The sequence below is a fragment of the Streptomyces tamarix genome, from assembly GCF_032423885.1.
Lineage (GTDB): Bacteria > Actinomycetota > Actinomycetes > Streptomycetales > Streptomycetaceae > Streptomyces > Streptomyces tamarix.
Map to the genome: position 1 here is coordinate 15,006 of NZ_JAWCTQ010000002.1, position 25,908 is coordinate 40,913.

The following is a 25,908-nucleotide window of genomic DNA, read 5'->3' on the forward strand; positions in this document are numbered from 1 at the left end:
GGCGCCCGGCGGTCACTGCGGCTGCGGAGGGGGACCCGCCGCCGGTTCGGACGCGGGCGGCTCCGTCGCCGGGGGCGGGGCGTCCGTCGGGGGCGGCGGGTCGACGGACGGCGGGGGCTCCGTCGCCGGGGGCGGCTCGCTCGCCGCGGGCGGGGCGGGCGAGGGGACGGACGCGGCGACCTGCGGCGGGGCGGGCGGCGCCACGGGGCCGCGGGGCGGTTCCGGGCGGGCCGGGACGCGGCCGGGCCCGTACCCGGTGAGGGCGACGACCGCGCCGGACGGGCCGACGTGGACGCGGGCGGTCCAGGGGCCGCGCGGTTCGCGGGCGCGGTCGACGGAGACGTACACGGAGGCCGACCGGCCCGGCTCCAGCGTCCCGGACGTACGGCTGGCGCGGAGCCAGGGGGCGTCCGTCCGCAGGGACCAGTCGACGGGGCCGCCGGACGCGGTGAGCGTCAGCACCGTGACGTCGCCGTACGACCGGGCCGTGACCGTGACGCGGCCGAGGCCGCGGCGCCCGAAGGTCGCCGGTGACGGGGCGGAGCCGCCGCTGAGCACCTCGACGGAGACGTCCGGGGCCTGGCGGGGCAGGTGGAACCGGGGGCCGGTGCGGGTGCTGCCGGCGTTCGCGTAGTGGCCGCCGTCCCGGGCGCCGGCCTGGCCGGGGGCGCTGAACGCCCGGTCGTCGCGGCCCCCGTCGGCCGCCGTGTCGCCCTGGTACGCGACCCACAGCGCGAGGACGGGTGCCGCGACGACGGCGGCGATGACGGTGGTGGTCACGGCGCGGGTGCGCAGCCGGGCGCGGCGCGCGGCGTGGTCCTTGGGGTCGAGGGGGAAGCCGTCCCGCCCGAAGCGCGGCCCGGTGGAGCGCGCGCGGGAGGCGTCGAGCATCGCGGCGCGCGCCGCCGACCGGGGTGCCGGTACGAGCGGGAGCGTGGCGGGGGTGACCGTGGAGCCCGGCCAGGGGCCGGCGGCCTCGGCGCGCTCGGCGGTGCGGCGGCACACCGGGCAGTCGTCGACGTGCCGGACCAGTTCCCGGCGCAGCGCCGAGGACAGCAGCACCCGGTGGTCGCCGGTGAGCCGGGCGACGGCGGGGCAGGTGCCGGTCTCGACGACGGCGAGGGCGGCGCGGGTCCGCTCCACCTCGCACGCGGCGGCGGACAGCAACTCGCGGGCGGCCTGCGGGGCCATGCCGAGGACGGCGGCGACCTCGGGGGCGTCCAGTTGGTGCCGTACCGCGAGCTCCAGGGCCTCGCGCTGCTCCGGCGTGGTGCCGGCCGCCTCGGGCCAGGCGAGGAGCGCCAGTTCGCCGCGGTGCCGCTCGGCGGCCTCCGCACCGTCGCGGGGGGCCTCCTCGGGTGTCCCGGGGGTCTCCCCGGGCGTCCCCGGGGCCCCCTCGGGATCTCGGGGGGCCTCTTCGGGGGCGCGGGGCGCCTCCTCCGAGACCGGCCACCGGGTGCGCGCGCCGTGCCGGACGCGCCGCCGCCGGGCCAGCTCGCGCAGACAGGCCCAGCGGGCGAGCGCGTACAGCCACGCCTTGCGGAGCGACGGGTCCGCGGGGCAGCGCCCGTGCTGGCGTTCCGCGACGGCCAGGACCTCGCCGAGGACGGCGGTGGCCGCGTCGTGGTCGCACAGCACGGAGAGGCAGTAGGTGAAGAGGCCGTCGAGGTACGGCTCGTAGCGGGTGGGCGGGTGCTGCGCCACCGCCTGCCCGCTCCGGGGCGCACGGTGCTGCGCCCGGTGTGCGCCGGTGGTGTCCGTGGGGTGCTCCAGCCTGCTGCTCGTCACCCGGCGACCGTAGGCGCCTGGAGGCACACTCCTCGCACCCGTTGGGCACTTTTAAGCCTTATGGGTGAACGTGTCCCTCGAAAGGGGACAGCGGGATTTGCCAATGCTCCGTGTCGGCCGTATTCAACGTCTCCAGCCCCAGGCGGTGTGGCCCCGGGCGGCGGCGGCCCCGGGCGGGGCGTTCGGGGGCGGCGCGGTTCCGGGGGGGCGGCGGTGCCGGCGGGGCGCGGTCCCCGGGCGGTAGCGGTGTCGGCGGGGCGTCCGGGCCCCGCGGAGTGCCCGCCCGGGACCGGAGGAGGCGGACGCGGCGGCCCGGGGCCGGTCGCGCGGCGGCGGGCGGCCGTCCGCTGTCAGTGGCGGCGGCTACGGTGTGTCGCATGGCTGCCCGTACGAAATCCTCCAAGGACCGGCCGTCCTACCGCTGCACCGAATGCGGTTGGACGACCGCCAAGTGGCTCGGCCGCTGCCCCGAGTGCCAGGCGTGGGGGACGGTGGAGGAGTACGGCGGCGCGCCCGCCGTGCGGACGACGGCGGCCGGCCGGGTGTCGACGGCGGCGGTGCCGATCGGCCAGGTCGACGGGCGGCAGGCCACGGCCCGCTCGACGGGCGTGGACGAGCTGGACCGGGTGCTGGGCGGGGGGCTCGTGCCCGGCGCGGTCGTCCTGCTCGCGGGCGAGCCCGGCGTCGGCAAGTCGACGTTGCTGCTGGACGTGGCCGCGAAGGCGGCGAGCGCGGAGCACCCGACGCTGTACGTGACGGGTGAGGAGTCGGCGAGCCAGGTCCGGCTGCGCGCCGACCGGATCGGCGCGCTGCACGACCACCTGTACCTGGCGGCGGAGACGGACCTGTCGACGGTGCTGGGGCACCTGGACGCGGTGAAGCCGTCGCTGCTGGTCCTGGACTCCGTCCAGACGGTGGCGTCGCCGGAGATCGACGGGGCGCCGGGCGGCATGGCGCAGGTGCGGGAGGTGGCCGGGGCGCTGATCCGGGCGTCCAAGGAGCGCGGCATGGCCACGCTGCTGGTCGGCCACGTCACGAAGGACGGGGCCATCGCGGGGCCGCGGCTGCTGGAGCACCTGGTGGACGTGGTGCTGCACTTCGAGGGCGACCGGCACGCGCGGCTGCGGCTCGTGCGGGGCGTGAAGAACCGGTACGGGGCGACCGACGAGGTCGGCTGCTTCGAACTGCACGACGAGGGCATCACGGGCCTGGCCGACCCGAGCGGGCTGTTCCTGACGCGGCGCGCCGAGCCCGTGCCGGGGACGTGCCTGACGGTCACGCTGGAGGGGCGGCGACCGCTGGTCGCGGAGGTGCAGGCGCTGACGGTCGACTCCCAGATCCCCTCGCCGCGGCGTACGACGTCGGGCCTGGAGACGTCCCGCGTGTCGATGATGCTGGCGGTGCTGGAGCAGCGGGGGCGGATCAGCGCGCTCGGCAAGCGCGACATCTACAGCGCGACGGTGGGCGGCGTACGGCTGTCCGAGCCCGCGGCGGACCTGGCGGTCGCGCTGGCGCTGGCGTCGGCGGCGTCCGACACCCCGCTGCCGAAGAACCTGGTGGCGATCGGCGAGGTGGGCCTCGCCGGGGAGGTGCGGCGGGTGACGGGGGTGCAGCGGCGGCTCGCGGAGGCGCACCGGCTGGGGTTCACGCACGCGCTGGTGCCGGGGGACCCGGGGAAGGTGCCCGCGGGGATGCGGGTGCGGGAGGTCGCGGACGTGGGCGAGGCCCTCCAGGTCCTCCCCCGCACCCGCCGGGGCTCCGCCCCGGCCACGGAGTAGGGCGCCGGGCCCCGCCCCGGGCGGGCGGGTGATTTGTCGGCGGAGCCACTGGTGCGGTGGGGGTCGCTAGACTTTGGGCTGGTCTCGCCCACCCGTACGAGCCGGAGGAGTGCAGTGGCAGCCAACGACCGGGGAACACCCGGAAAGTCGGGCGGAGGCTCCGGCAACGAAGCGCTGATGCGCGCGTCCCTCAGCGCGGTCGCCCCCGGCACGGCGTTGAGGGACGGACTGGAGCGCATCCTCCGCGGCAACACGGGCGGTCTGATCGTCCTGGGCATGGACAAGACCGTCGAGTCGATGTGCACCGGCGGTTTCGTCCTGGACGTCGAGTTCACCGCGACTCGCCTGCGCGAGCTCTGCAAGCTCGACGGCGCCCTCATCCTCGACAAGGACATCACCAAGATCCTCCGTGCGGGCGTCCAGTTGGTTCCCGACGCGTCGATCCCGACCGAGGAGACCGGCACGCGGCACCGCACGGCGGACCGGGTGTCCAAGCAGTGCGGCTTCCCGGTGATCTCCGTGTCGCAGTCGATGCGGCTGATCGCCCTGTACGTGCACGGCGAGCGCCGCGTCCTGGAGGAGTCCGCCGCGATCCTGTCGCGCGCCAACCAGGCCCTCGCCACGCTGGAGCGGTACAAGCTGCGCCTCGACGAGGTGGCCGGGACGCTCTCCGCGCTGGAGATCGAGGACCTGGTGACGGTCCGGGACGTGACGGCCGTGGCGCAGCGCCTGGAGATGGTCCGCCGGATCGCCACGGAGATCGCGGAGTACGTCGTCGAGCTGGGTACGGACGGTCGCCTCCTCTCGCTCCAGTTGGACGAGCTGATCGCGGGCGTGGAGCCGGAGCGGGAGCTGGTGGTGCGGGACTACGTGCCCGAGCCGACCGCGAAGCGGTCCCGTACGGTCGCGGAGGCCCTGACGGAGCTGGACGCGCTGTCGCACGCCGAGCTGCTGGAGCTGCCGACGGTGGCCCGCGCGCTCGGTTACAGCGGTTCGCCGGAGACGCTGGACTCGGCGGTGTCGCCGCGCGGCTACCGGCTGCTGGCGAAGGTGCCGCGCCTGCCGGGCGCGATCATCGAGCGGCTCGTGGAGCACTTCGGCGGGCTGCAGAAGCTGCTCGCGGCGAGCGTCGACGACCTGCAGGCCGTCGACGGCGTCGGCGAGGCCCGCGCCCGCAGCGTCCGGGAGGGCCTGTCGCGGCTCGCCGAGTCGTCGATCCTCGAACGGTACGTCTGACGGCCGCGGGGGCGCCGGCCCCCGCCACCCGGGCCTCCGGCCCACCGGCCTCCCAGGCTCTCGGCGCTTCGGCCCTTCAGTCCTTCGCCAGCGTGATCGACGACCGCAGTACGCCCTTCACGCCCGGCACGGCGGCCTCCGCCAGATAGGTGCCCGGGCCCGCCGTCTTCACGGGGGGCGTGGCGCAGCGGGGCGCGCCGTGCCGGCGGTCCCACTCGACCGTGTACGTGGCGGTGCCCCCGGCCGGGACGGCGACGTACACGCTGCCGGGGCCCTTGGGGCAGTCCTTGGACGACCAGATCTCGTCGCCGCCCTCGTCACTGATCGTCAGGACCGCGGTGGCCGGGCCGAGGTCGGTCTTGCACCCGGCCGCGGAGGTGTTCCGCGCGGTCAGCCGGAACCGCGGCTTCTCACCGGGGGCGTACGAGACCTTGGTGCTGCCCAGCGTCAGTTGCAGCGTGCCCGGGGCGCAGACCGGCAGCGGCGAGTCGGCCGGGACCTGCTGGGCGGAACCCGGTCCGCCGCCCTGGCCGCCCGCGCCCGTACCGGAGCCCGCGCCGGCACCCGCGCCCGCGCCGGCCCCCTGGCCGCCGCCCGTACCGGAGCCGGAGCCGCTCCCGCCCGTGCCGGGGCCGCCCGTACCGGACGAGCCTCCGGAGCCCCCGGAGGCGCCGGACTCGTCCCGGCCGCCGGGCTGCGTGCCGATGGCGGGACCCGAGGGCGACGGGCCGGGCGTGATGGACGGGGCGGGCGAACCGGCGTTGGCACCGTCGCCGCCCCGCGGGGGTTCGCCGTCGCCGGAGCCGACGAACCACACGACCAGGGCGACGAGCAGCGCGATCACGGTCGCGAAGACCGCCCTCCGCCGCCAGTAGATGGAGGAGGGAAGCGGCCCGACCGGATTGCGCAGAGATCCCACGGCGAAAACTGTACGAGAGATCACGGCCGCCACCGGCCCCACGCGCCGGTCTCGCGCCAAGTTTTACCGATGATCACACCTGCGTGGCCGTTTTGCACGGACCCGCCGGGCGCGTCCGCGGAGGATGGCGCCGAACGAGTGATTCCGGCGGCCGGGTACCGTCCCTGCTCATGAGTGAGGACCTCTATCGCACCGTCACCGACTTCGCCCGGGACACCCCCGCCTGGGTGCACGTGTTCGCCGAGATCGGCACCGACGCCGGCCTGCTGGTCTTCGGCGTGCTGTTCGTCGTCGCCTGGTGGCGGGTGCGGCCCGCCGACGGGCGGGCGGTGGCGCTCGCCGCGCTCGCGCCGGTCGCCACCGCCTTCGGCTACGTCGTCAGCGAGACGCTGAAGTCGCTGGTGGACGAGGAGAGGCCGTGCCGTGCCGTGGTCGGCGCCGTCGCGTCGATCGCACAGTGCCCCCCGTACGGGGACTGGTCGTTCCCGAGCAACCACTCGGCCATCGCGGGCGCGTCGGCGATGGCGCTCGCGCTGGCGTGGCGGCGGATCGCGTGGCTGACGGTGCCGCTGGCGGTCGTGATGGCGTCCTCCCGGGTGTTCGTGGGCGTGCACTACCCGCACGACGTGGCCGCGGGCCTCGTGGTGGGCGCGCTGGCGGTGGTCGTGTTCGTCCGCCTGCTGACGGGCCCGACGCGGCGCCTGGTGGAGACGATGCGGACGAGCCGCTCGGGCGCCGCCCGGTGGCTGGCGGGCCCCGGCCCCGACATCGACCTGGCCGCGGCGATCCCCCGGCAGCGCGGCCGTCGCGCGGCCCGCCGCCGCGCGGGCCACCGCCGGGTCTCCTGAGGGGCGCGTCGACGGGGCCCGGGGGGGCGGGAGCGCCGAAAACCCGCCCGGCCGTGTCAGGATCGGAGGGTCATGACTGCGACCGAGACTCCCGAAACGGCCCCCCTCCCCCCGGCCGAGCGACTCCACGCGCCCGTCCTCGCCTGGTTCGACCAGCACGCGCGCGACCTGCCCTGGCGGCGCCCCGAGGCGGGCGCCTGGGGGGTGATGGTGAGCGAGTTCATGCTCCAGCAGACCCCGGTGAACCGGGTCCTGCCGGTGTACGAGCAGTGGCTGGCCCGCTGGCCGCGCCCCGCCGCGCTGGCTGCCGAGGCGCCCGGCGAGGCGGTCCGCGCCTGGGGCCGGCTGGGGTACCCGCGCCGCGCCCTGCGGCTGCACGGCGCGGCCATCGCCATAACGGAACGGCACGGCGGCGACGTGCCGAGCGACCACGCCCAGTTGCTGGCGCTGCCCGGCATCGGGGAGTACACGGCGGCGGCGGTGGCGTCGTTCGCGTACGGCAGGCGGCATCCCGTCCTGGACACCAACGTCCGCCGCGTCTTCGCGCGCGCGGTGACCGGCGTCCAGTACCCGCCGAACGCCACGACCGCCGCCGAGCGCCGCCTCGCGCGCGCCCTCCTGCCGGACGACGAGGCGACGGCGGCCCGCTGGGCGGCGGCCTCGATGGAGCTGGGCGCACTGGTGTGCACGGCGCGGGGCGAGGACTGCGCGCGCTGCCCGATCGCACGCGCGTGCGCCTGGCGGCTCGCCGGGAAGCCCGCCCACGACGGCCCGCCGCGGCGCGGCCAGACGTACGCGGGCACGGACCGGCAGGTCCGCGGCAAGCTGCTCGCCGTCCTGCGGGAGGCGACCGCCCCGGTGCCGCAGGCCGCGCTGGACGCGGTGTGGCACGACGCGGTGCAGCGCGCCCGCGCCCTGGACGGCCTCGTCTCGGACGGGCTCGTGGAGCCCCTGGACGACGGCCTGTACCGGCTCCCGTCCGCCTGAGACCGGCTGCCGTCCACCCGACCGGCCCCCTCCCGGGCCGTCCCGCTCCGCGTCCCCGCCCTCCCGGGCCGCTGCGGCGGAGCCGCTGTTACACAACCGATGGGCAGCCGTGCGTCCGCCGAAGGGTGGCCCGGACAGTGCCGTGACAAGCGCTCCGTAGCTTCTCGGGTGTCAGCGCGGGACACCGGCCGAAGTGGCCGGAGGCGCTGCGGGGACCACGGCTTGTCACGGGGAAACGGAGGCGGTTCGGGATGTCGCACGGCGAGGTGCTCGAATTCGAGGAGTACGTACGCGTACGGCAGGACGCCCTCCTGCGCAGCGCCCGGCGGCTCGTACCGGACCCGGTCGACGCGCAGGACCTGCTGCAGACCGCCCTCGCCCGCACGTACGGCCGCTGGGACGGCATAGCCGACAAGGCGCTCGCCGACGCCTACCTGCGCCGTGTCATGATCAACACCCGGACGGAGTGGTGGCGCGCCCGCAAGCTGGAGGAGGTGCCCACCGAGCAGCTCCCCGACGCGTCCGTCGACGACGCGACCGAGCAGCACGCCGACCGGGCCCTGCTGATGGACGTGCTGAAGGTGCTGGCGCCGAAGCAGCGCAGCGTCGTCGTCCTGCGCCACTGGGAGCAGATGAGCACCGAGGAGACCGCCGCGGCGCTCGGCATGTCGACCGGTACGGTGAAGAGCACGCTGCACCGCGCGCTCGCCCGTCTCCGCCAGGAGCTGGAGAGCCGGGAGGCCGTCGCCCGCGCCCTGGACCGGGGCGGGGACCGGGCCCGGCGTGCGGAGCGCGGTGCGCGGGTGGTGGACGGACGTCGTCATGGACGGGAGCAGGAGCGGTGCGCGGCCTGAGCGGCGGGCACGGGGGCGGCGGCGCGGAGCCGCCGGCCCCCGGGAGCGGTGGAGCGGCGGGGAGGACGGCGGTGGCCGGGCTCGCCGCCGTCGGCCTGCTCGGGCTGCTCGCGACCGGCTGCTCCACCGGCGGCACCGGTCCGCGCGACGAGGGCCCCGCCCCCACCGACCAGGGCGTCCCCTCCAGTCGGCCCACGCCGGCCGCGTCGGCGCCGTCGCCGTTCCGGCGGGTCGACGCGGTCGCGCTGCTGAAGGGCGACCCGAAGGTCGGGGACCAGGTGAAGCGGGACCTCAAGCCGTGCGGCCCCGACGCCTACCCGGTCGACACCTCGTACGGGAACCTCACGGGGAGCGGGGCGGCGGACGTCGTCGTCAACGTGCTGACGTGCGGTGACGCGGTGGGCGTCGGCACGTACGTGTACCGGATGCAAGGCCGGCGGTACGAGAACGTGTTCGCGCTGGAGGAGCCCGCCGTCTACTCGGAGATCGACCGGGGCGACCTGGTGGTCACCAAGCAGGTGTACGCGGAGGGCGACCCGATCGCCTACCCGTCCGGCGAGGACGTGATCACGTACCGGTGGACGTCGGACCGGTTCACCGAGCACTACGCGGTGCGCAACGAGTACAGCAAGGCGGTCGAGGGCGGGGACATCAGCGGTCCCGCACCGACCGCGCCGAGCGGGGACTGAGGGCGCGGGAGGGCGCGGTATGGCGGAGACGCACGTCCTGTTCGTCGAGGACGACGACGTCATCCGGGAGGCCACGCAGCTGGCCCTGGAGCGGGACGGCTTCGCGGTCACGGCGATGCCGGACGGGCTGTCCGGCCTGGAGGCGTTCCGGTCGCGGCAGCCGGACATCGCGCTGCTGGACGTGATGCTGCCCGGCATGGACGGGGTGAGCCTGTGCCGCCGCATCCGGGACGAGTCGACCGTGCCGGTGATCATGCTGTCCGCGCGCGCGGACTCGATCGACGTGGTGCTGGGCCTGGAGGCGGGCGCCGACGACTACGTCACCAAGCCGTTCGACGGGGCCGTGCTGATGGCCCGCATCCGCGCCGTGCTGCGCCGCTTCGAGAACGCGGGGGGCGCGGACGCCGGTGACCGGGGCGGGCGCGGCGAGCGCGGGCTGCTGGCCTTCGGGGACCTGGCGGTCGACACGGAGGGCATGGAGGTCCGCAGGGGCGGCACGCCGGTCGCGCTGACGCCGACGGAGATGCGGCTGCTGCTGGAGTTCTCGTCCGCGCCGGGCACGGTCCTGTCGCGGGACAAGCTGCTGGAGCGGGTCTGGGACTACGGCTGGGGCGGTGACACGCGCGTCGTGGACGTCCACGTGCAGCGGCTGCGCGCCAAGATCGGCCAGGACCGGATCGAGACGGTCCGCGGCTTCGGATACAAGCTCAAGGCCTGACGCCCGATGAAACAGCCCGCGCTGCGGACCGGCGTGCGGTGGAAGATCTCCGTCGCGATCGCCGCCGTGGGCGCCCTGGTCGCGGTCGCGCTCAGCCTCGTCGTCCACAACGCCGCCCGGGTGTCGATGCTCGACAACGCGCGCGAGGTGCAGATGGAGCGGCTGATCTTCGCGCAGCGCGTGTACGAGGCGTCCAAGCCGAAGGAGCCGCGGTTCGGCACCGAGCTGAACGACCCCGCCCTGCCCCGGGAGCTGGTCCGGCTGGCGGCGCGCAAGCACCGCGGTACGTACGTGGAGGAGCACGCGGACGGCGCGCCGGACGTGTGGGCGGCGGTGCCGCTGGGCAACGGCGACGTGCTGTCGCTGCGCACCCCGTTCGCGGACCGCAGCGCGACGGTGATGAGGCGGCTCGACGAGGCGCTGGTCGTCGGTTCGGTGTCGGTGGTGCTCGCCGGGTCGGCGCTCGGCGTGCTGATCGGCGGCCAGTTGTCGCGGCGGCTGCGAAAGGCGGCCACCGCCGCCGGGAAGGTCGCGCAGGGCAACACGGACGTGCGGGTGCGGGACGCGATCGGCGGGCTCGTACGGGACGAGACGGACGAGCTGGCGCGTGCCGTGGACGCCCTGACGGACGCCCTGCACGAGCGGATCGAGGCGGAGCGGCGGGTCACCGCGGACATCGCGCACGAGCTGCGCACCCCGGTCACCGGGCTGCTGACCGCCGCCGAACTGCTTCCCCCCGGCCGGCCGACCGAGCTGGTGCGGGACCGGGCGCGGGCGATGCGGACCCTGGTCGAGGACGTACTGGAGGTCGCCCGGCTGGACAGCGCGTCGGAGCGGGCCGAGCTCCAGGAGATCGCGCTCGGCGAGTTCGTCGGCCGCCGGGTGGCCCTGCTGAACCCGGACGCGGTGGTGCGGGTGGTGCACGAGTCGTGGGTGAGCACCGATCCGCGCCGCCTGGAGCGCATCCTCGGCAATCTGCTGACCAACGCCGCCAAGTACGGCAAGCCGCCGGTCGAGGTGACCGTCGAGGGCCGGGTGGTGCGGGTGCGGGACCACGGGCCCGGGTTCCCCGAGGCGCTGCTGCGCGAGGGGCCGAGCCGGTTCCGCACGGGTGCCAGCGACCGGGGCCGCGCGGGCGCCGGCCACGGGCTGGGGCTGACCATCGCGGCGGGTCAGGCGCGGGTGCTGGGCGCCCGGCTCACCTTCCGCAACGCCGCGACGCCGCACGGCACCGCCCCGGGGGTGGGCGGTGCCGTCGCGGTGTTGTGGCTGCCGGAGCACGCTCCGACGAACACGGGGAGTTTCCCGGTGGTCCACTTCCCGGAGGGGGACTGAACCGGAGCCGTCGGGGACGGCGGGGGCGCCGCGGGGCGCCCCGGGGGGCATCAGATGACGACGCCCTCGGCGCGCAGGAACGCCGCCGGGTTGACCGCGGAGCCGTAGTTCGGCGTCGTGCGGATCTCGAAGTGCAGGTGCGGGCCGGACGAGTTGCCGGTGTTGCCGGACCGGGCGATGAGCTGGCCGGTCTTCACCTTCGAACCGATCGACACGTTGATCTTCGAGAGGTGGGCGTACTGCGAGTACGTGCCGTTGCTGTGCTTGATCACGATGGCGTTGCCGTACGCCGGGCCGTCGCCGCCGCCGTTGGGGCCGGCCTTGACGACGGTGCCGCCGTGGGCGGCCTTCACCGGGGTGCCGACCGGGACGGCGAAGTCCTGGCCGGAGTGCTTGTGCGACCACATGGAACCGCCCTGGTTGAAGCTGGCGGTCAGGGTGTAGCCGGTGACGGGCTTGATCCAGCCGACGGCCTTGGTGGCCTTCTTCGTGACGGCGGGCTTCTGGGCGATGGCCTTGACCGCGGCGGCCTTGACGGCCTTCGTCTGGGCGGCCTTGGCGGCGGCCTGGGCCTGCGCCTGGGCCTGGGCGGCGACGGCGGCCGCGGTGTCCATGGCGAGCGGGGCCTGGGCCTCGGCCGCGACGGCCGACGCACCTGCTCCGAACACCGTGGCGACTCCCATGCCGGCGGCAGCGAGGGCGACGACGGCGTTACGGGCGGGGTGGTTGGCGCGCTGCGACATACGGGGTGAACCTCCGGGTGAGGGGAAAGGACGGGCCCGGCACGAGCGACGCGCCGGGCTTCGGTCATCCTTGGTACCGGCTTCTCCCGAGATGTCTCAAACGCCGTTTCTACGACATAAGGTCGTAGCGTCCCCAGTGTGACGCGGACACTTGACGCCCCGGAGCATTTCGCCACCACCTTTGGGATATGCACCCAAAAAGGGCATTCTCTGCGCATCTCCAAGGCAGGCGGGCCCTGCCACCCCGCACCCGCGCACACGCCGCCCGCGCACGCCGGGTTCTCGCGCCGCACGCCCTCCCGACAACCACCCCGAGGGAAGATCGATATGAGTAACGGCGCACTATTCCACCTAGTAAGTCGGAATTGCCCTGTGCGTATCGTCACCCGGAACGGGACCGCCTTCTTCCTGAGCGGCCCCCGCTCCGGGATCCTCTGGCCATGAGACCCGTGACGCGCACCACACAGACGCGCAAGTCCCTGGCCGCCCGCGCCACCGCGCTCGGCCTCGCCGCGCTCCTCGCCTGGACCGCCCAGGGCCTGGCCGGCGCGCCCGCCGGCGCCGGGCCGTCCGACACCGGCCTCAAGGGCGCCCTCGACGAGATCCTCACCGACCCCCGCCTCGACGGGGGCGCCGCCGGGGTGGTCGTCGCCGACGCCGCGACCGGCGCCACCCTGTACCAGCGCGACGGCGGCGACCGCCTCATCCCGGCCTCCAACACCAAGATCCCCACGTCCGTGGCGGCCATGGCCCTCCTCGGCCCCGACCACCGGTTCCGCACGGAGGTGCTGGCCACCGGCCGCCGGCAGGCCGACGCGCTCCACGGCGACCTCTATCTGCGCGGCACCGGCGACCCCACCACGCTCGCCGCCGACTACGACCGGCTCGCCGCGCGCGTGGCCGCCGCCGGCATCCGCCGGGTCACCGGCCGCCTCGTCGCCGACGACACCCGCTTCGACACGAACCGGCTGGGCCGCTCCTGGGCCGCGGACGACGAGTCGTCGTACTACTCCGCGCAGATCTCCGCGCTCACCCTCGCCCCGGACACGGACTACGACTCCGGCACCGTCATCGTCGAGGCCGCCGCCACCACCCCGGGGCAGCGCCCCGCGGTCACCCTCACCCCGCGCAACGACTACGTCCGCGTCGACAACCGCGCCACCACCGTCGGCACCGGCCGCCCGGACACGCTCACCATCGAGCGCGCCCACGGCACCAACACCCTCGTGATCAGCGGCGAGATCCCGGCCGGGGCCTCCCCCACCAAGGAGTGGATCACCGTCGACGAGCCGACCGGGTACGCGACCGCCGTCTTCGCGGACGCGCTGGCCGCCCACGGCGTGCGCGTCGAGGGCCCCACCCGGCTCGGGCTGAGGACCCCCGCGTCGGCCAGGCAGGTGGCGGCGCACGAGTCCATGCCGCTCAGGGAGCTGATGCACCCGTTCATGAAGCTCTCCAACAACATGCACGCCGAGGCGCTCACCAAGGCCGTCGGGTACGAGGTCTCGGGCAGCGGTAGCTGGGAGGCCGGCCTCGCCGCCGTCGGGGCGTACCTGGCGGAGGAGGGCGTCGACACGGCCCGGCTGCGCCAGGTCGACGGTTCGGGCCTGTCCCGGATGAACCTCTTCCCGGCCGACCAGCTCGCCGGGCTGCTCCTCGCCGTCCAGGACGCCCCCTGGTACGCCGACTGGTACGCCTCGCTGCCCGTGGCCTGCGGCCCGGACCGCGCGGTCGGCGGCACGCTGCGGCGCCGCATGTGCGACACCCCGGCGGCCCTGAACGCCCGCGGCAAGACCGGCACCCTGACCGGCGCCTCGGCCCTCTCCGGGTACGTCACGGACGCGGCCGGCCGCCGCCTCGTCTACAGCGTGGTCCTCAACAACCACCTGGCGTCGTCGGTGAAGGACATCGAGGACGCCGTCGTGGTGACCCTCGCCTCCTCGGACACGGCGGCGGGCACGATCGCCGGGCCGGTACGGCCGCGTGCCGAACGCCGCTCGGCCGCGCCGGCGGCCCCGCTCGAATGCAGCTGGCGGAAGCCCGAGGCGCTCTGCTGACGCGCGGCACGCGAAAGGGCCCGCCCCGGACCGTTGTCACGGTCCGGGGCGGGCCCCTCGGTCACGAGCCGCGGCGTGGCGCCGCCGCGCGTCAGGCGTCCTTGGACAGGTTCGGTCCGGCGCCGCCGGCCGCCTCGATCGGCGGCGCGTCCGGCAGGGCCGCCTTCTCCTCGCCGCGGAAGGTGAACTTCTTCTCCTCACCCTCGCCCTCGGTGTCCACGACCACGATGTGACCGGACCGCAGCTCGCCGAAGAGGATCTTCTCCGACAGCACGTCCTCGATCTCGCGCTGGATCGTCCGGCGGAGCGGACGGGCACCCAGCACCGGGTCGTAGCCCTTCTTCGCCAGGAGGATCTTCGCGTCACCGCTGAGCTCGATGCCCATGTCGCGGTCCTTCAGGCGCTCGTCCACCTTGGCGACCATCAGGTCGACGATCTGGATGATGTCTTCCTGGCTGAGCTGGTGGAAGACGACCGTGTCGTCGACGCGGTTCAGGAACTCGGGGCGGAAGTGCTGCTTCAGCTCCTCGTTGACCTTCGCCTTCATCCGGTCGTAGCCCGTCTTGACGTCGCCCTGGGCGGCGAAGCCCAGGTTGAAGCCCTTCGAGATGTCCCGGGTCCCGAGGTTGGTCGTCATGATGATGACCGTGTTCTTGAAGTCCACGACCCGACCCTGGGAGTCGGTCAGGCGACCGTCCTCCAGGATCTGGAGCAGGGAGTTGAAGATGTCGGGGTGGGCCTTCTCGACCTCGTCGAAGAGGACGACGGAGAACGGCTTGCGGCGCACCTTCTCGGTGAGCTGGCCGCCCTCCTCGTAGCCCACGTATCCGGGCGGGGAGCCGAAGAGGCGGGAGACCGTGTGCTTCTCGCTGAACTCCGACATGTCGAGCGAGATCATCGCGTCCTCGTCGCCGAAGAGGAACTCGGCGAGCGTCTTGGACAGCTCGGTCTTACCGACGCCGGACGGGCCGGCGAAGATGAACGAGCCGCCGGGGCGCTTCGGGTCCTTGAGGCCGGCCCGCGTACGGCGGATGGCCTGCGACAGGGCCCTGATGGCGTCCTTCTGGCCGATGACGCGCTTGTGGAGCTCGTCCTCCATGCGGAGCAGACGGGAGGACTCCTCCTCCGTCAGCTTGAAGACCGGGATGCCGGTGGCGGTGGCGAGGACCTCGGCGATCAGCTCGCCGTCGACCTCGGCGACGACGTCCATGTCGCCGGCCTTCCACTCCTTCTCCCGCTTGGCCTTGGCGGCCAGGAGCTGCTTCTCCTTGTCGCGGAGGGACGCGGCCTTCTCGAAGTCCTGCGCGTCGATCGCGGACTCCTTGTCCCGGCGGACGGAGGCGATCTTCTCGTCGAACTCGCGGAGGTCCGGCGGCGCGGTCATCCGGCGGATGCGCATCCGGGAGCCGGCCTCGTCGATCAGGTCGATCGCCTTGTCCGGCAGGAAGCGGTCCGAGATGTACCGGTCGGCCAGCGTGGCCGCCTGGACGAGCGCCTCGTCCGTGATGGAGACGCGGTGGTGCGCCTCGTACCGGTCGCGCAGGCCCTTGAGGATCTCGATCGTGTGCGGCAGCGACGGCTCCGCGACCTGGATCGGCTGGAAGCGGCGCTCCAGCGCGGCGTCCTTCTCCAGGTACTTGCGGTACTCGTCGAGCGTGGTGGCGCCGATGGTCTGGAGCTCGCCGCGGGCGAGCATCGGCTTCAGGATGGACGCGGCGTCGATGGCGCCCTCGGCGGCACCCGCACCCACCAGGGTGTGGAGCTCGTCGATGAACAGGATGATGTCGCCGCGCGTGCGGATCTCCTTGAGGACCTTCTTCAGGCGCTCCTCGAAGTCACCGCGGTACCGGGAGCCGGCGACCAGCGCGCCGAGGTCCAGGGTGTAGAGGTGCTTGTCCTTGAGGGTCTCGGGGACCTCGCCCTTGACGATGGCCTGCGCCAGGCCCTCGACGACCGCCGTCTTGCCGACGCCGGGCTCGCCGATGAGGACCGGGTTGTTCTTCGTACGGCGGGACAGCACCTGCATGACCCGCTCGATCTCCTTCTCGCGCCCGATGACCGGGTCGAGCTTGGACTCGCGGGCCGCCTGGGTGAGGTTCCGGCCGAACTGGTCGAGGACCAGGGACGTCGAGGGCGTGCCCTCGGCGGGACCGCCGGCGGTGGCGGCCTCCTTGCCCCCGGAGTAACCGGAGAGCAACTGGATGACCTGCTGCCGCACCCGGTTGAGATCGGCGCCCAGCTTCACGAGGACCTGGGCGGCGACGCCCTCGCCCTCGCGGATCAGGCCGAGCAGGATGTGCTCGGTGCCGATGTAGTTGTGGCCGAGCTGAAGGGCCTCGCGGAGCGACAGCTCCAGCACCTTCTTGGCACGGGGCGTGAAGGGGATGTGCCCGGACGGGGCCTGCTGGCCCTGGCCGATGATCTCCTCCACCTGCTGGCGGACCGCCTCGAGCGAAATCCCGAGGCTCTCCAGGGCCTTAGCGGCGACACCCTCACCCTCGTGGATCAGGCCCAGGAGGATGTGCTCGGTGCCGATGTAGTTGTGGTTGAGCATCCGGGCTTCTTCCTGAGCCAGGACGACAACCCGCCGCGCGCGGTCGGTGAACCTCTCGAACATCGTTAATCGCTCCTCAGAGCGGTCAGGCAGTAAGGGGTCGGTCCCCTCCCTGTCCTTCCGCAGCTTAGTCCCGCAAGCGGGGACCGCTCATTCCAACTGCCGACACCCGTCGATGGCCTCCTGACCCCGAACGCCGACAACTGCTCCAACCCGATGGTGCGAGACGATGTTCCCGCAGGCCAGGCAGATACCCTCACCGGCAGTACGCCGATGGCGAACGTGAGACGTCCGCGCCCGCGTGTCGCCCCTCCCCACTAGGGATGTCTTACCCGCAAGCAGGGACAGTCCATGCGGCGCACCCCCCGTGCCTCAGCTACGGGCGAACATCCTTGCGCTGCGGAACGCCCCCGCGTACCACCGGATCACACACGGAAAGCGACCACCCCTCCACGGTGCGTAACTTCCGGTGGCCGTCGGAAGTTCCCCCGGCATGGCCGCCACCCTCCCCGTCCCCCACGCGCCGCCCGGCGGGCGCCGCCCGACGGGGGCGGCCGTCGCGCGGTGGTACGAGGACGAGCTGGGCTGGGCCACGGCCGACGGGCCGCCGGTGGGGCTGCCGACCGGGCTCCGCTTCGACGTCCTGGACCTGCCCGCCACCGCCGGGCTCGCCGTGCTGCGGCGGGTGCGCGGCGACTGGCCCGTCGCGGCCTCCGGGCGTCGGGTGCGCGTCCTCGTGGCCGCGGGGACCGCCGAGGAGCTCCCCGGCCTCCTCGACTGGCTCGAGTGGGGCGGGGTCGACCTGGACCTGGCCGCGTGGGGCAGGGGCGGCCGGATGACCGCTCCCACTCCCCCTGGGTGGGACGCGCCCGGCACGCCCGGTGCCGCCGTGTGGCTGCGACCGCCCCGGCCGGGGCGCGCGGTGGAGGCCACGCTCGCGGGCCTCCCGGGGGTCGCGGGGTGCGCGGGGCCTCCGGGCGGTTACGGGCTCGTGCGGCTCGTCGCCGTGGCGGCGGCGGAGTGCCACCGGGTCCGGCTGCTGGCCGCCGGTACCCGCGCCCGGGGCCGGGGCGCGGCCCGGCGGTGAGGGCGCCGGCGCGTCCGGGGCGCCCCGGGGGGTCCGGAGTGCCCGGTGCGCCGGTGCTCCTGGCACGCCTGGTGCGTCCGGTGTGCCCGGCGCGTCCGGTGTGGACGCCGGGACGGGCGTGGGCCGGGCGTCAGGAGGCCGCCGCTCAGCGGTTGGCGTCCTCGTACGCCTGCTTGATCTCGGCCGGCACGCGACCGCGGTCGTTCACGTTGTAGCCGTTCTCCTTCGCCCACGCGCGGATCTTCGCGGTGTCCGGGCTACCACCCGCGGCGGCACGGCCCTTGCCGCGGCCACCCGCGGTACGGCCGCCGGTGCGCCGACCGCTCTTGGTGTACGGCTCGAGCAGGGAACGCAGCTTGTCCGCGTTGGCGGTGGTGAGGTCGATCTCGTAGGTCTTGCCGTCCAGAGCGAACGTCACGGTCTCGTCCGCCTCGCCGCCGTCGAGGTCATCGACAAGAAGGACCTGAACCTTCTGTGCCACCGGATTTCCTTTCATCGAAAATGCAGTACGCGGAAAGGAAACCGCTTTTCTCTGGAAAACACAAACCCTTGGGACAGGTTCAGAACCACGAGAACGCGGGAAACATACGCGATTCGGACATAGGGATCGTGCTCGCGGGGGCGGTCACAGGTGCAGAAGCATCCGACTGTTGCCCAAGGTGTTCGGCTTCACCCGTTCGAGGCCGAGGAACTCGGCGACACCCTCGTCATAGGAACGCAGGAGCTCGCTGTAGACATCTCCGTCGACGGGCGTCTCACCGATCTCGACGAAGCCGTGCTTGGCGAAGAAGTCCACTTCGAAGGTGAGGCAGAATACCCGGCGCACTCCGAGCCAGCGGGCGGTGTGCAGCAGCTTGTCCAGCACCTGATGGCCGACGCCTGCGCCCTTGAAGTCGGGGTCGACGGCGAGGGTGCGGACTTCGGCGAGATCTTCCCACATCACATGGAGTGCGCCGCAACCCACGACGGTGGCGTCCTCGTCCCGTTCGGCGACCCAGAACTCCTGGATGTCCTCGTAAAGCGTCACGGTCGCTTTGTCGAGAAGGATGCCCCGGGTGACGTACGGGTCGACGAGGCGGCGTACGGCCGGGACGTCACCGGTCCGCGCGCGGCGGACGGTGACGGCTTTCGCCCGGCCGCTCCCCGAGGGCTGCGCGGAGGGCGGGGTCGGGGCGGCGGAGGCGGATGACGTGGACGACATGGCTGCGAACGCTACCGCCCCGCGCCCCCCGATCCGTCGCCGCCCTCGCGGGCGGAGTCCCCGGTGGGGGGGTGGCGGAGGCAGCGGGATGGCGGGGGTGAGGTGGGGTCGGGGGTGGTGAGGGAGCGGCAGTGGCGGGAGGTGAGAGTGGTGAGGGAGCAGGGGTGGTGGGGAGGCGGGGGCGGTGGCGCCTCCGGTGGGGGGCTGGCCTGGGGCCGGGGCCGGTGGGGGCGAGCGCCGGGACCGGTGGGAGCTCCGGGCGGGAGCCGGGCCTGTGGGAGCTCCGTACTGGGGGCCGGGGCCGGTGGGGATGTCGGGCTGGGCGCCTTGTGCGGTGTCGGCGGAGGGGACGGGCGGAACGGGGTGGGGGCCGGGCGGTGGGCCGGGGTCGTACCGGGTGGAGTGCCGGGCCGGGCGGGCGGTGGGCCGTACCGGGTGGGGTGCCGGGGCGCCTGGCAGGCGTCCGTCCGGGTGCCTGCCGGGTGGGGCGCCGAGACCAGGCGGGATGCCCGGAACGGCGGTGAGGCCGCCGGTCTCCGGGGTGCTCGGGGCGGGCTTCTGCGGGCGGATTCCCGGGAAGCGGGGCGCGCCTTTGGAGGCGGATTCCTGGGGACCGGGCCCTGGTGCGGGACGGACTCGTGCAGGGCGGGCTCCTGGGGGACCGGGCCTGGTGCGGGACGGACTTCCGGGAGGGCGGGGCGGTGTGGGGCAGGCTTCTGCGGGCGGGCTCCCGGGAAGCGGGGCGTGCTCCTGGGGGCGGGTTGGGCGGGGGTTCGCCGCCGGTGGGTGGCTCGGCGCGGCGCTGGGCCCGGTCGGGGTGGGCCCGGGGGTTCCGGGGGGTGGCCTGCGGGGTTTCTCCGGTTGGTGAAGCGGCGCCTTGGGGGGTGCTTTGCGGAGTCGTACCGCCGAATCCGTCCGCCGGGCTTTCCGCGGGGCGTTCGGCGCCGCTTTGCGGGCCGCTGGGCCCTACGGCGCTTCAGGGGCGGCCTTGGCCTGTACCTCGCTCTGCGCTTTCGCCCGCGGGTGGAGTGCCGTCGTCCGGAGCAGCGTCTTCCGCCGACGCATTCGGGGGTTCTCCCGGCGCGGCGGGGGAAGCTTTTCCGGGAGTTTCACGTTCCTGCGGCCCGGCGCCTTCCGGCCCTTCGGCTGTTCCTTCCGGAGTGTCGCGCTGGACGATGCGGATCGCGTCGCTGAGTGCTTCCCGCTGCTCGGACGACATCATGCCGAAGAAGGCGACGAGTGCGGCGGCCGGGTTGTCGCTCCGCGACCAGGCTTCGTTCATCAGTGCGGCCGAGTACGCCGCGCGCGTGGACACCGCCGTATATCGATAGGCCCGGCCGACGACTTCCCTCCGCACCCAGCCCTTCTGGTGGAGATTGTCCAGCACGGTCATGACCGTGGTGTAGGCGATGGACCGCTCCCGTTGGAGATCCTCCAGGACTTCCCGGACGGTGACCGGACGGTTCCATTGCCAGACGCGCGTCATGACGGCGTCTTCAAGCTCTCCCAATTGACGGGGCACACCGCCACCATAGTGGGAGTTCCCTGAACGAACAGCTATTGACGTAACAAAAAGGACGTACGACGTGAATCACGTCGTACGTCCTCAAAGCGGCCTTCGGAGGGTCACCCCTTGCCGGGCTCCGGCGCGCCGTCGGGACGGCGCCCGGCCTCGGCGCGCGCGAGCGCCGCGTCGACGGCGGCGTCCTCCTTGGACTTGTTCGGGCCGCCCTGGCTCTTGACGATCGTCACCACGATCGCGGTGAAGAAGACGGCCATCACCACGGGCGGAAGGAGCGCGGATACGTAGTCCATGGCATCCAGCCTAGCTACCCGGCGGCCCGTTCCCCCGACGGGGGCGGGGCCGGGCGGCGTCGCGGCGGGAAGACCTCGGACGGCTTGGGCACCGGACGCCCTGCGGGCGCGGGGCCGAGCGGCTCGGGCGACCGCGGCCCCTTCGGCCCCTTCGGCTCCTCCGGCGCGTCTCCGGCGGCGCCGGCGGGGCGCGGACGGCCCCGGAGGCTGCCCTCCTGGGCGCTCTCGTCCCGGAGACTCCCGTCCCGGAGGCTCTCGTCCCGGGCGTCCTCGCCGTCGAGCGGGGTCGGGTGCGGGGCGCGTCGCGGCACACGCGGTTCGTCCGCGCCGAGCGCCAGGCCGTCTCGTGTTCCGTGGGGCGTGGGCATGGTGACGACAATACGTGCGTATAGGACAAACATCGTGCAGGAGCGGGGCCGGGCGCGTTCAGCCCCCGGCCCCGCCCCGGCCCCACTCCGGAACCGCCGCGTCCGGAGCCGTCACATGCGGGAGACGTTCCGCTCGTACACGAGGCGGAGCCCGATCAGCGTCAGCCACGGCTCGTGCTCGTCGATCAGCTTCGCCTCGCCCAACACCATCGGCGCCAGCCCGCCCGTCGCGATGACCGTCACGTCGGAGGGGTCGCCGTCCGGGCCGACCAGCTCCTGCCGCATGCGGTGGACGACCCCGTCGACCTGGCCGGCGAAGCCGTACACGATGCCCGACTGCATCGCCTCGACCGTGTTCTTGCCGATCACTCCGCGCGGCCGCGTCACCTCGATCTTGCGGAGTTGGGCGCCCCGGACGCCGAGCGCCTCGACGGAGATCTCGATGCCGGGGGCGATCACCCCGCCCACGTACTCGCCGCGTGCGCTGACCGCGTCGAACGTCGTCGCCGTACCGAAGTCGACGACGATCGCCGGGCCGCCGTACAGCTCGACGGCCGCCGCCGAGTTGACGATCCGGTCGGCGCCGACCTCCTTGGGGTTGTCGGTCAGGACCGGCACCCCCGTCTTGATCCCGGGCTCGACGAGGACCGCGGGCACGTCGCCGTAGTAGCGCCGGGTCACCTCGCGCAGCTCGTGCAGCACGGACGGGACCGTGGAGCAGATCGCGATGCCCTCGATGCCGTCGCCCAGCTCGTCGCCGAGCAGCGGGTGCATGCCCATCAGGCCCTGGAGGACCACCGCCAGCTCGTCGGCGGTGCGGCGGGCGTCCGTGGAGATCCGCCAGTGCTCGACGATCTCCTCGCCGTCGAAGAGGCCGAGGACGGTGTGGGTGTTGCCGACGTCGATGGTGAGGAGCATCTGTCAGCCCTGGGCCTCTCGCAGGTCGAGGCCGATGTCGAGGATCGGCGACGAGTGGGTGAGGGCGCCCACCGCGAGGTAGTCGACGCCGGTCGCGGCGTACGCGGCGGCGTTCTCCAGGGTGAGCCGGCCGGACGACTCCAGGACGGCGCGGCCCGCGACGAGCGCGACGGCCTCCTCGGTCTCGACGGGCGTGAAGTTGTCCAGGAGGATCAGGTCGGCGCCCGCTTCGAGGACCTCGCGGACCTGGTGGAGCGTGTCCACCTCGACCTCGATCGGCACGTCCGGGAACTGTTCCCGCACGGCCTTGAACGCCTGGGCGACGCCGCCCGCCGCGACCACGTGGTTGTCCTTGACCAGCGCGGCGTCGGAGAGCGACATGCGGTGGTTGACGCCGCCGCCGCAGCGGACGGCGTACTTCTCCAGGGCCCGCAGGCCGGGGGTGGTCTTGCGGGTGTCGCGGACCTTCGCCTTGTGGCCCTCCAGGGCGTCCGCCCACGCGCGCGTGGCGGTGGCGATGCCGGAGAGGCGGCACATGATGTTGAGGGCGCTGCGCTCGCCGGTCAGCAGGTCCCGGGTGCGGGCGGTGACGGAGAGCAGCTTCTGGCCGGCTTCGACGCGGTCGCCGTCCAGGACGTGCCGCTCGACCTCGAACTCGTCGGTGCAGACGATCGACAGCACCGCCTCGGCGATGTGGATGCCGGCGACCGTGCCCGCTTCGCGCGCGGTGAAGTCCGCCGTGGCGACGGCGTCCTCGGGGACCGTCGCCACCGTGGTGACGTCCACGCCGCCGTCCAGGTCCTCCTCGACCGCGCGGTACGCGACGTCCTCGACGAGGACCGGGTCGAGGCCCGACTGCGCGAGGAGCTCGGCGAGCGCCGGGTCGAGCCCGCACTCGTACGCCTCGTCGCCCTCCGGGCCGGCCGCGCAGCCGCAGCCGTCACCGCAGCCGCCGCTCGCCGCGTCTGCCGACTCTGCCGTGTCTGCCGTGTCCCGGGCGGACGCGGGCGTCCCGATCTGGATCAGGGGGACGTCCACGGGCTGCGGGCGTTCTTCGGGCGTGGTCATGCTTGCGGCTCCCTGCGGGCGGCGGCCTGTTCGGCGGGCTGGACGGTCGGGGGGAAGTCTTGGGTGCCGGTCGTACGGACGTCCAGGCTCCGGTCCGGGGAGAGGCGTACGACGAGGTGGCGGCGCCAGGCGGCGTCGTCCCGGTCGGGGTGGTCCTCGCGCCAGTGGCAACCGCGGGTCTCCTCGCGGCGGAGGGCGGCGGCGACCAGGACGCGGGCGACGCACAGGAGGTTGGTGGTCTCCCAGGACTCGACGCCGGGCTCGGCCGCCTTGTGGCCCTCCCCCCCGGCGTTGCCGAGGGCCTCGCTGTGGATGGCGTCCAGCCGCTCGGCGGCCTCGGCGAGGCTGGCGGCGGAACGCAGGACGCCGGCGCCGAGCGTCATCACGTGCTGCACGCGCGCGCGGGCCGCCGGGTCGAGCAGCGGCAGGACGCGCGGCGCGGGGTGCGGGGCGGGGGCGACCGCACGGGCCCGCCGGGCGGCGACGCCGTCCGCGATGTCGTCGGCGATGCGCTCCGCGAAGACCAGGCCCTCCAGCAGGGAGTTCGAGGCGAGGCGGTTCGCGCCGTGGACGCCGGTGCAGGCGACCTCTCCGCACGCGTAGAGGCCCGGCACGGTCGTGCGGCCGCGCAGGTCGGTGCGGACGCCGCCGGAGGCGTAGTGGGCGGCGGGGGCGACCGGGATGGGCTCCGTCACCGGGTCGAAGCCGTGCGTGCGGCACGCGGCGAGGATGGTCGGGAAGCGGGACTCCCACATCTCGGCGCCGAAGTGGCGGGCGTCGAGGTACATGTGGGCGGCGCCCTGCTCGCGCATCCGCCGCATGATGCCCTTGGCGACGATGTCGCGCGGGGCCAGCTCGGCGAGCTCGTGCCGGCCGACCATGAACCGGACGCCCTCCGCGTCGACCAGGTGGGCGCCCTCGCCCCGTACCGCCTCGGAGACCAGCGGCTGCTGGCCCTCGGCCTCCGGGCCCAGGAACAGGACGGTGGGGTGGAACTGGACGAACTCCAGGTCGCTGACCTCGGCACCGGCGCGCAGGGCGAGCGCGACGCCGTCGCCGGTGGAGACCGCCGGGTTGGTGGTGGCCGAGAAGACCTGGCCCATGCCGCCGGTGGCGAGGACGACCGCCGGGGCGTGCACGGCACCGACGCCGTCGTGCTGGCCCTCGCCCATGACGTGCAGGGTCACCCCCGCCGTGTGCCCGGCGGCGTCGGTGAGGAGGTCGAGGACGAGCGCGTTCTCGATGGTGCGGACGGCGCGCTCGCGGACCGCGTCGACGAGGGCGCGGGAGATTTCGGCGCCCGTCGCGTCGCCGCCCGCGTGCGCGATGCGGCGGCGGTGGTGGCCGCCCTCGCGGGTCAGCTCGATGGTGCCGGACGCGTCCGTGTCGAACCGGGCCCCGGTGGCGATGAGGCGCCGCACCGCGTCGGGCCCCTCCGTGACCAGCGCGCGGACCGCCTCCTCGTCGCACAGGCCGGCGCCCGCGACGAGGGTGTCGTCCATATGCTGCTCCGGGGTGTCCCCGTCGCCGAGCGCGGCGGCGATCCCGCCCTGCGCCCAGCGGGTGGACCCGTCGTCGAGGCGGGCCTTGGTGACGACGACCGTACGGAGCCCGGCCGCCGTGCAGCGCAGGGCGGCGGTCAGACCGGCGACGCCGGAGCCCACGACGACCACGTCGGCGTCGATGGCCCAGCCGGGTGCCGGGGCCTGCAGTCGTATGCCGGTCATGCGGGGGCTCCGAAGGTCAGGGGCAGATTGTCGATCAGCCGGGTGGTGCCGACCTTGGCGGCGACGAGGAGGACCGCGTCTCCGGTGTGGTCGTCGGGAACCTCGGTGAAGTCGGCCGGGTCCACGAGGGCGAGGTAGTCGAGGGCGAGCGGGGGCTCCGCCTCCGCGGCCTCGTCCAGGACGGCCCGGGCGGCGGCGCGGACCGCGGCGGCCCCTCCGCCCTGGCCGTGCTGGGCCGCCTGGGCGACGGCGTGCGCGTCGGCTGCCGCGCGGGACTCGCCGAGCCGGGACAGCGCCTCGGCACGGCTGGGCGACGCGGGCAGGGTCGCGGCACGCGCGCGCAGCGCCTGCTGGGCGGCGAGCCGGTCGCGGGCGGCGAACAGCGCGGCGGACAGGGCGAGCGCGGTGCGGCGCTCCCGGGGCGACAGGTAGCGGTTGCGGCTGGACAGGGCCAGGCCGTCGGGCTCCCGGACGGTGGGCACCCCGACGATCTCCACGCGGAACGCCAGGTCGTGCACCATGCGCCGGATCAGGGCGAGCTGCTGGGCGTCCTTCTGGCCAAAGAACGCCACGTCGGGGCGGGTGAGGTGGAGCAGCTTGGCCACGACCGTCAGCATGCCGTCGAAGTGGCCGGGGCGGGAGGCGCCTTCCAGCCGCTGCCCCATGGGGCCGGCGGAGACGCGCACCTGCGGCTCGCCCCCCGGGTACACCTCGTCCACGGAGGGCGCGAACACGACGTCCGCCCCGGCCGCCTCGGCGATCCGCACGTCGGCGTCGAGGGTGCGGGGGTAGCGGTCGAGGTCCTCGCCCGCCCCGAACTGCAGGGGGTTGACGAAGACGGTGACCACGACGAGGCCGCCCCGCCCGACCCTCTCCCGCGCGGCCCGCACCAGCGTGGCGTGGCCGTCGTGGAGCGCGCCCATCGTCATGACGACGGCGACCCGCGGAACGGTGGAGGAGGCGGGGGGGGCGGGGGTGGATGCGGGAGCGCAGGTGGGGGCGGACGCGGGAGTGGGGCTGTCGGCGGGCGACTCGGCCGCGACGGGGCTGGGCGCGGGCGCAGAGGCGGGCGCGGGCGTGGGGCTGCCGGCGGCCGGCCCGGCCGGGACGGGCTCGGCCTGGGCCACGGCGGGGGCCTGTATGGACGGGGTCCGGACCTGGTCCAGAAGCCGGTCCAGTGCCTCGCGGGTGTGGACGAGCGCGACAGCGGGGCGTGCG

General features: G+C 74.4%; 22 protein-coding genes. 10 read left to right on the forward strand and 12 right to left on the reverse strand.

Features of this window, described 5'->3' with window-relative positions; translation table 11 throughout:
* Positions 1–12 precede the first annotated feature (12 nt).
* Entirely contained in the window at positions 13–1,788 is a 1,776-nt protein-coding gene (locus RND61_RS02130; RefSeq protein WP_315875897.1) for a BACON domain-containing protein, read from the reverse strand.
* Between the two features lie 377 nt (positions 1,789–2,165).
* Between RND61_RS02130 and radA the strand changes: the two genes are divergently transcribed.
* Both radA and disA read left to right on the forward strand, forming a co-directional pair.
* Complete coding sequence (gene radA, locus RND61_RS02135; protein WP_315875898.1) at positions 2,166–3,566, forward strand: DNA repair protein RadA; 1,401 nt, start codon at positions 2,166–2,168, stop codon at positions 3,564–3,566.
* Between the two features lie 114 nt (positions 3,567–3,680).
* Positions 3,681–4,802, forward strand: coding sequence for a DNA integrity scanning diadenylate cyclase DisA (gene disA / locus RND61_RS02140; protein ID WP_315875899.1), 1,122 nt, complete (start codon positions 3,681–3,683; stop codon positions 4,800–4,802).
* A gap of 76 nt (positions 4,803–4,878) precedes the next feature.
* On the opposite strand, the gene RND61_RS02145 is transcribed toward disA, so the two are convergent.
* Complete coding sequence (locus tag RND61_RS02145; protein WP_315875900.1) at positions 4,879–5,721, reverse strand: hypothetical protein; 843 nt, start codon at positions 5,719–5,721, stop codon at positions 4,879–4,881.
* A 170-nt stretch (positions 5,722–5,891) separates the two neighbouring features.
* Between RND61_RS02145 and RND61_RS02150 the strand changes: the two genes are divergently transcribed.
* The 6 genes from RND61_RS02150 (at position 5,892) to cseC (ending at position 11,152) form a co-directional block, all read left to right on the forward strand.
* Positions 5,892–6,569 carry a phosphatase PAP2 family protein gene (locus RND61_RS02150; protein ID WP_315875901.1) on the forward strand — a complete coding sequence of 226 codons (678 nt, stop codon included), beginning with the start codon at positions 5,892–5,894 and terminating at the stop codon, positions 6,567–6,569.
* Positions 6,570–6,641: 72 nt separating this feature from the next.
* Positions 6,642–7,556 carry an A/G-specific adenine glycosylase gene (locus RND61_RS02155; protein ID WP_315875902.1) on the forward strand — a complete coding sequence of 305 codons (915 nt, stop codon included), beginning with the start codon at positions 6,642–6,644 and terminating at the stop codon, positions 7,554–7,556.
* 251 nt (positions 7,557–7,807) lie between these two features.
* Entirely contained in the window at positions 7,808–8,410 is a 603-nt protein-coding gene (locus RND61_RS02160) for a SigE family RNA polymerase sigma factor (RefSeq protein ID WP_315875903.1), read from the forward strand.
* The gene (locus tag RND61_RS02165; protein WP_391652692.1) at positions 8,398–9,099 is read left to right on the forward strand and encodes a hypothetical protein; all 702 of its coding nucleotides are present in this window, start codon (positions 8,398–8,400) and stop codon (positions 9,097–9,099) included. Before RND61_RS02160 ends, RND61_RS02165 begins: the two co-directional genes overlap by 13 nt.
* Positions 9,100–9,118: 19 nt before the next feature.
* Positions 9,119–9,817: a two-component system response regulator CseB gene (cseB, locus tag RND61_RS02170; RefSeq protein WP_315875904.1), complete on the forward strand. Its 699-nt coding sequence runs from the start codon at positions 9,119–9,121 to the stop codon at positions 9,815–9,817.
* 6 nt (positions 9,818–9,823) lie between these two features.
* The gene (gene cseC / locus RND61_RS02175; RefSeq protein ID WP_315875905.1) at positions 9,824–11,152 is read left to right on the forward strand and encodes a two-component system sensor histidine kinase CseC; all 1,329 of its coding nucleotides are present in this window, start codon (positions 9,824–9,826) and stop codon (positions 11,150–11,152) included.
* Between the two features lie 50 nt (positions 11,153–11,202).
* Here the strand turns inward: cseC and RND61_RS02180 are convergent, their stop codons facing one another.
* On the reverse strand, positions 11,203–11,895 hold the full coding sequence (locus RND61_RS02180) for a M23 family metallopeptidase (RefSeq protein ID WP_315875906.1): 693 nt from the start codon (positions 11,893–11,895) through the stop codon (positions 11,203–11,205).
* A gap of 440 nt (positions 11,896–12,335) precedes the next feature.
* On the opposite strand from RND61_RS02180, the gene dacB reads away from it, so the two are divergent.
* Positions 12,336–13,952: a D-alanyl-D-alanine carboxypeptidase/D-alanyl-D-alanine endopeptidase gene (gene dacB, locus RND61_RS02185; RefSeq protein ID WP_315875907.1), complete on the forward strand. Its 1,617-nt coding sequence runs from the start codon at positions 12,336–12,338 to the stop codon at positions 13,950–13,952.
* 91 nt (positions 13,953–14,043) lie between these two features.
* On the opposite strand, the gene RND61_RS02190 is transcribed toward dacB, so the two are convergent.
* Positions 14,044–16,569, reverse strand: a complete 2,526-nt coding sequence (locus RND61_RS02190; protein WP_315875908.1) for an ATP-dependent Clp protease ATP-binding subunit — start codon at positions 16,567–16,569, stop codon at positions 14,044–14,046.
* Between the two features lie 430 nt (positions 16,570–16,999).
* Here RND61_RS02190 and RND61_RS02195 point away from each other — a divergent pair, with 430 nt between their 5' ends.
* Positions 17,000–17,593, forward strand: coding sequence for an SCO3374 family protein (locus RND61_RS02195; protein ID WP_315875909.1), 594 nt, complete (start codon positions 17,000–17,002; stop codon positions 17,591–17,593).
* 145 nt (positions 17,594–17,738) lie between these two features.
* Here the strand turns inward: RND61_RS02195 and RND61_RS02200 are convergent, their stop codons facing one another.
* The 8 genes from RND61_RS02200 to panC form a co-directional block, all read right to left on the reverse strand.
* On the reverse strand, positions 17,739–18,074 hold the full coding sequence (locus RND61_RS02200) for a histone-like nucleoid-structuring protein Lsr2 (RefSeq protein WP_189537823.1): 336 nt from the start codon (positions 18,072–18,074) through the stop codon (positions 17,739–17,741).
* Between the two features lie 144 nt (positions 18,075–18,218).
* A complete protein-coding gene (locus RND61_RS02205; RefSeq protein WP_315875910.1) occupies positions 18,219–18,794 on the reverse strand; it encodes an amino-acid N-acetyltransferase in 576 nt (191 codons plus the stop codon).
* 976 nt (positions 18,795–19,770) lie between these two features.
* Entirely contained in the window at positions 19,771–20,316 is a 546-nt protein-coding gene (locus RND61_RS02210; protein ID WP_315875911.1) for a BlaI/MecI/CopY family transcriptional regulator, read from the reverse strand.
* A 104-nt stretch (positions 20,317–20,420) separates the two neighbouring features.
* On the reverse strand, positions 20,421–20,609 hold the full coding sequence (locus RND61_RS02215) for a hypothetical protein (RefSeq protein WP_315875912.1): 189 nt from the start codon (positions 20,607–20,609) through the stop codon (positions 20,421–20,423).
* A gap of 479 nt (positions 20,610–21,088) precedes the next feature.
* The gene (locus RND61_RS02220) at positions 21,089–21,895 is read right to left on the reverse strand and encodes a type III pantothenate kinase (protein WP_315875913.1); all 807 of its coding nucleotides are present in this window, start codon (positions 21,893–21,895) and stop codon (positions 21,089–21,091) included.
* A gap of 3 nt (positions 21,896–21,898) precedes the next feature.
* Complete coding sequence (gene nadC / locus RND61_RS02225; RefSeq protein ID WP_315875914.1) at positions 21,899–22,963, reverse strand: carboxylating nicotinate-nucleotide diphosphorylase; 1,065 nt, start codon at positions 22,961–22,963, stop codon at positions 21,899–21,901.
* Positions 22,960–24,690 (reverse strand): L-aspartate oxidase, encoded by a 1,731-nt coding sequence (locus RND61_RS02230; RefSeq protein ID WP_315875915.1) that lies wholly within the window; start codon positions 24,688–24,690, stop codon positions 22,960–22,962. The genes nadC and RND61_RS02230 overlap by 4 nt, the downstream gene beginning before the upstream one ends.
* Complete coding sequence (gene panC, locus RND61_RS02235; RefSeq protein WP_391652758.1) at positions 24,687–25,868, reverse strand: pantoate--beta-alanine ligase; 1,182 nt, start codon at positions 25,866–25,868, stop codon at positions 24,687–24,689. The genes RND61_RS02230 and panC overlap by 4 nt, the downstream gene beginning before the upstream one ends.
* Positions 25,869–25,908: the final 40 nt, after the last annotated feature.

Coding starts and splice junctions, on each gene's coding strand:
- radA (WP_315875898.1), top strand. CDS start 2,166: ATGGCTGCCCGTACGAAATCCTCCAAGGACCGGCCGTCCTACCGCTGC.
- RND61_RS02150 (WP_315875901.1), top strand. CDS start 5,892: ATGAGTGAGGACCTCTATCGCACCGTCACCGACTTCGCCCGGGACACC.
- RND61_RS02155 (WP_315875902.1), top strand. CDS start 6,642: ATGACTGCGACCGAGACTCCCGAAACGGCCCCCCTCCCCCCGGCCGAG.
- RND61_RS02160 (WP_315875903.1), top strand. CDS start 7,808: ATGTCGCACGGCGAGGTGCTCGAATTCGAGGAGTACGTACGCGTACGG.
- cseB (WP_315875904.1), top strand. CDS start 9,119: ATGGCGGAGACGCACGTCCTGTTCGTCGAGGACGACGACGTCATCCGG.
- cseC (WP_315875905.1), top strand. CDS start 9,824: ATGAAACAGCCCGCGCTGCGGACCGGCGTGCGGTGGAAGATCTCCGTC.
- RND61_RS02180 (WP_315875906.1), bottom strand. CDS start 11,895: ATGTCGCAGCGCGCCAACCACCCCGCCCGTAACGCCGTCGTCGCCCTC.
- dacB (WP_315875907.1), top strand. CDS start 12,336: ATGAGACCCGTGACGCGCACCACACAGACGCGCAAGTCCCTGGCCGCC.
- RND61_RS02190 (WP_315875908.1), bottom strand. CDS start 16,569: ATGTTCGAGAGGTTCACCGACCGCGCGCGGCGGGTTGTCGTCCTGGCT.
- RND61_RS02195 (WP_315875909.1), top strand. CDS start 17,000: ATGGCCGCCACCCTCCCCGTCCCCCACGCGCCGCCCGGCGGGCGCCGC.
- RND61_RS02205 (WP_315875910.1), bottom strand. CDS start 18,794: ATGTCGTCCACGTCATCCGCCTCCGCCGCCCCGACCCCGCCCTCCGCG.
- RND61_RS02215 (WP_315875912.1), bottom strand. CDS start 20,609: ATGGACTACGTATCCGCGCTCCTTCCGCCCGTGGTGATGGCCGTCTTC.
- RND61_RS02220 (WP_315875913.1), bottom strand. CDS start 21,895: ATGCTCCTCACCATCGACGTCGGCAACACCCACACCGTCCTCGGCCTC.
- nadC (WP_315875914.1), bottom strand. CDS start 22,963: ATGACCACGCCCGAAGAACGCCCGCAGCCCGTGGACGTCCCCCTGATC.
- RND61_RS02230 (WP_315875915.1), bottom strand. CDS start 24,690: ATGACCGGCATACGACTGCAGGCCCCGGCACCCGGCTGGGCCATCGAC.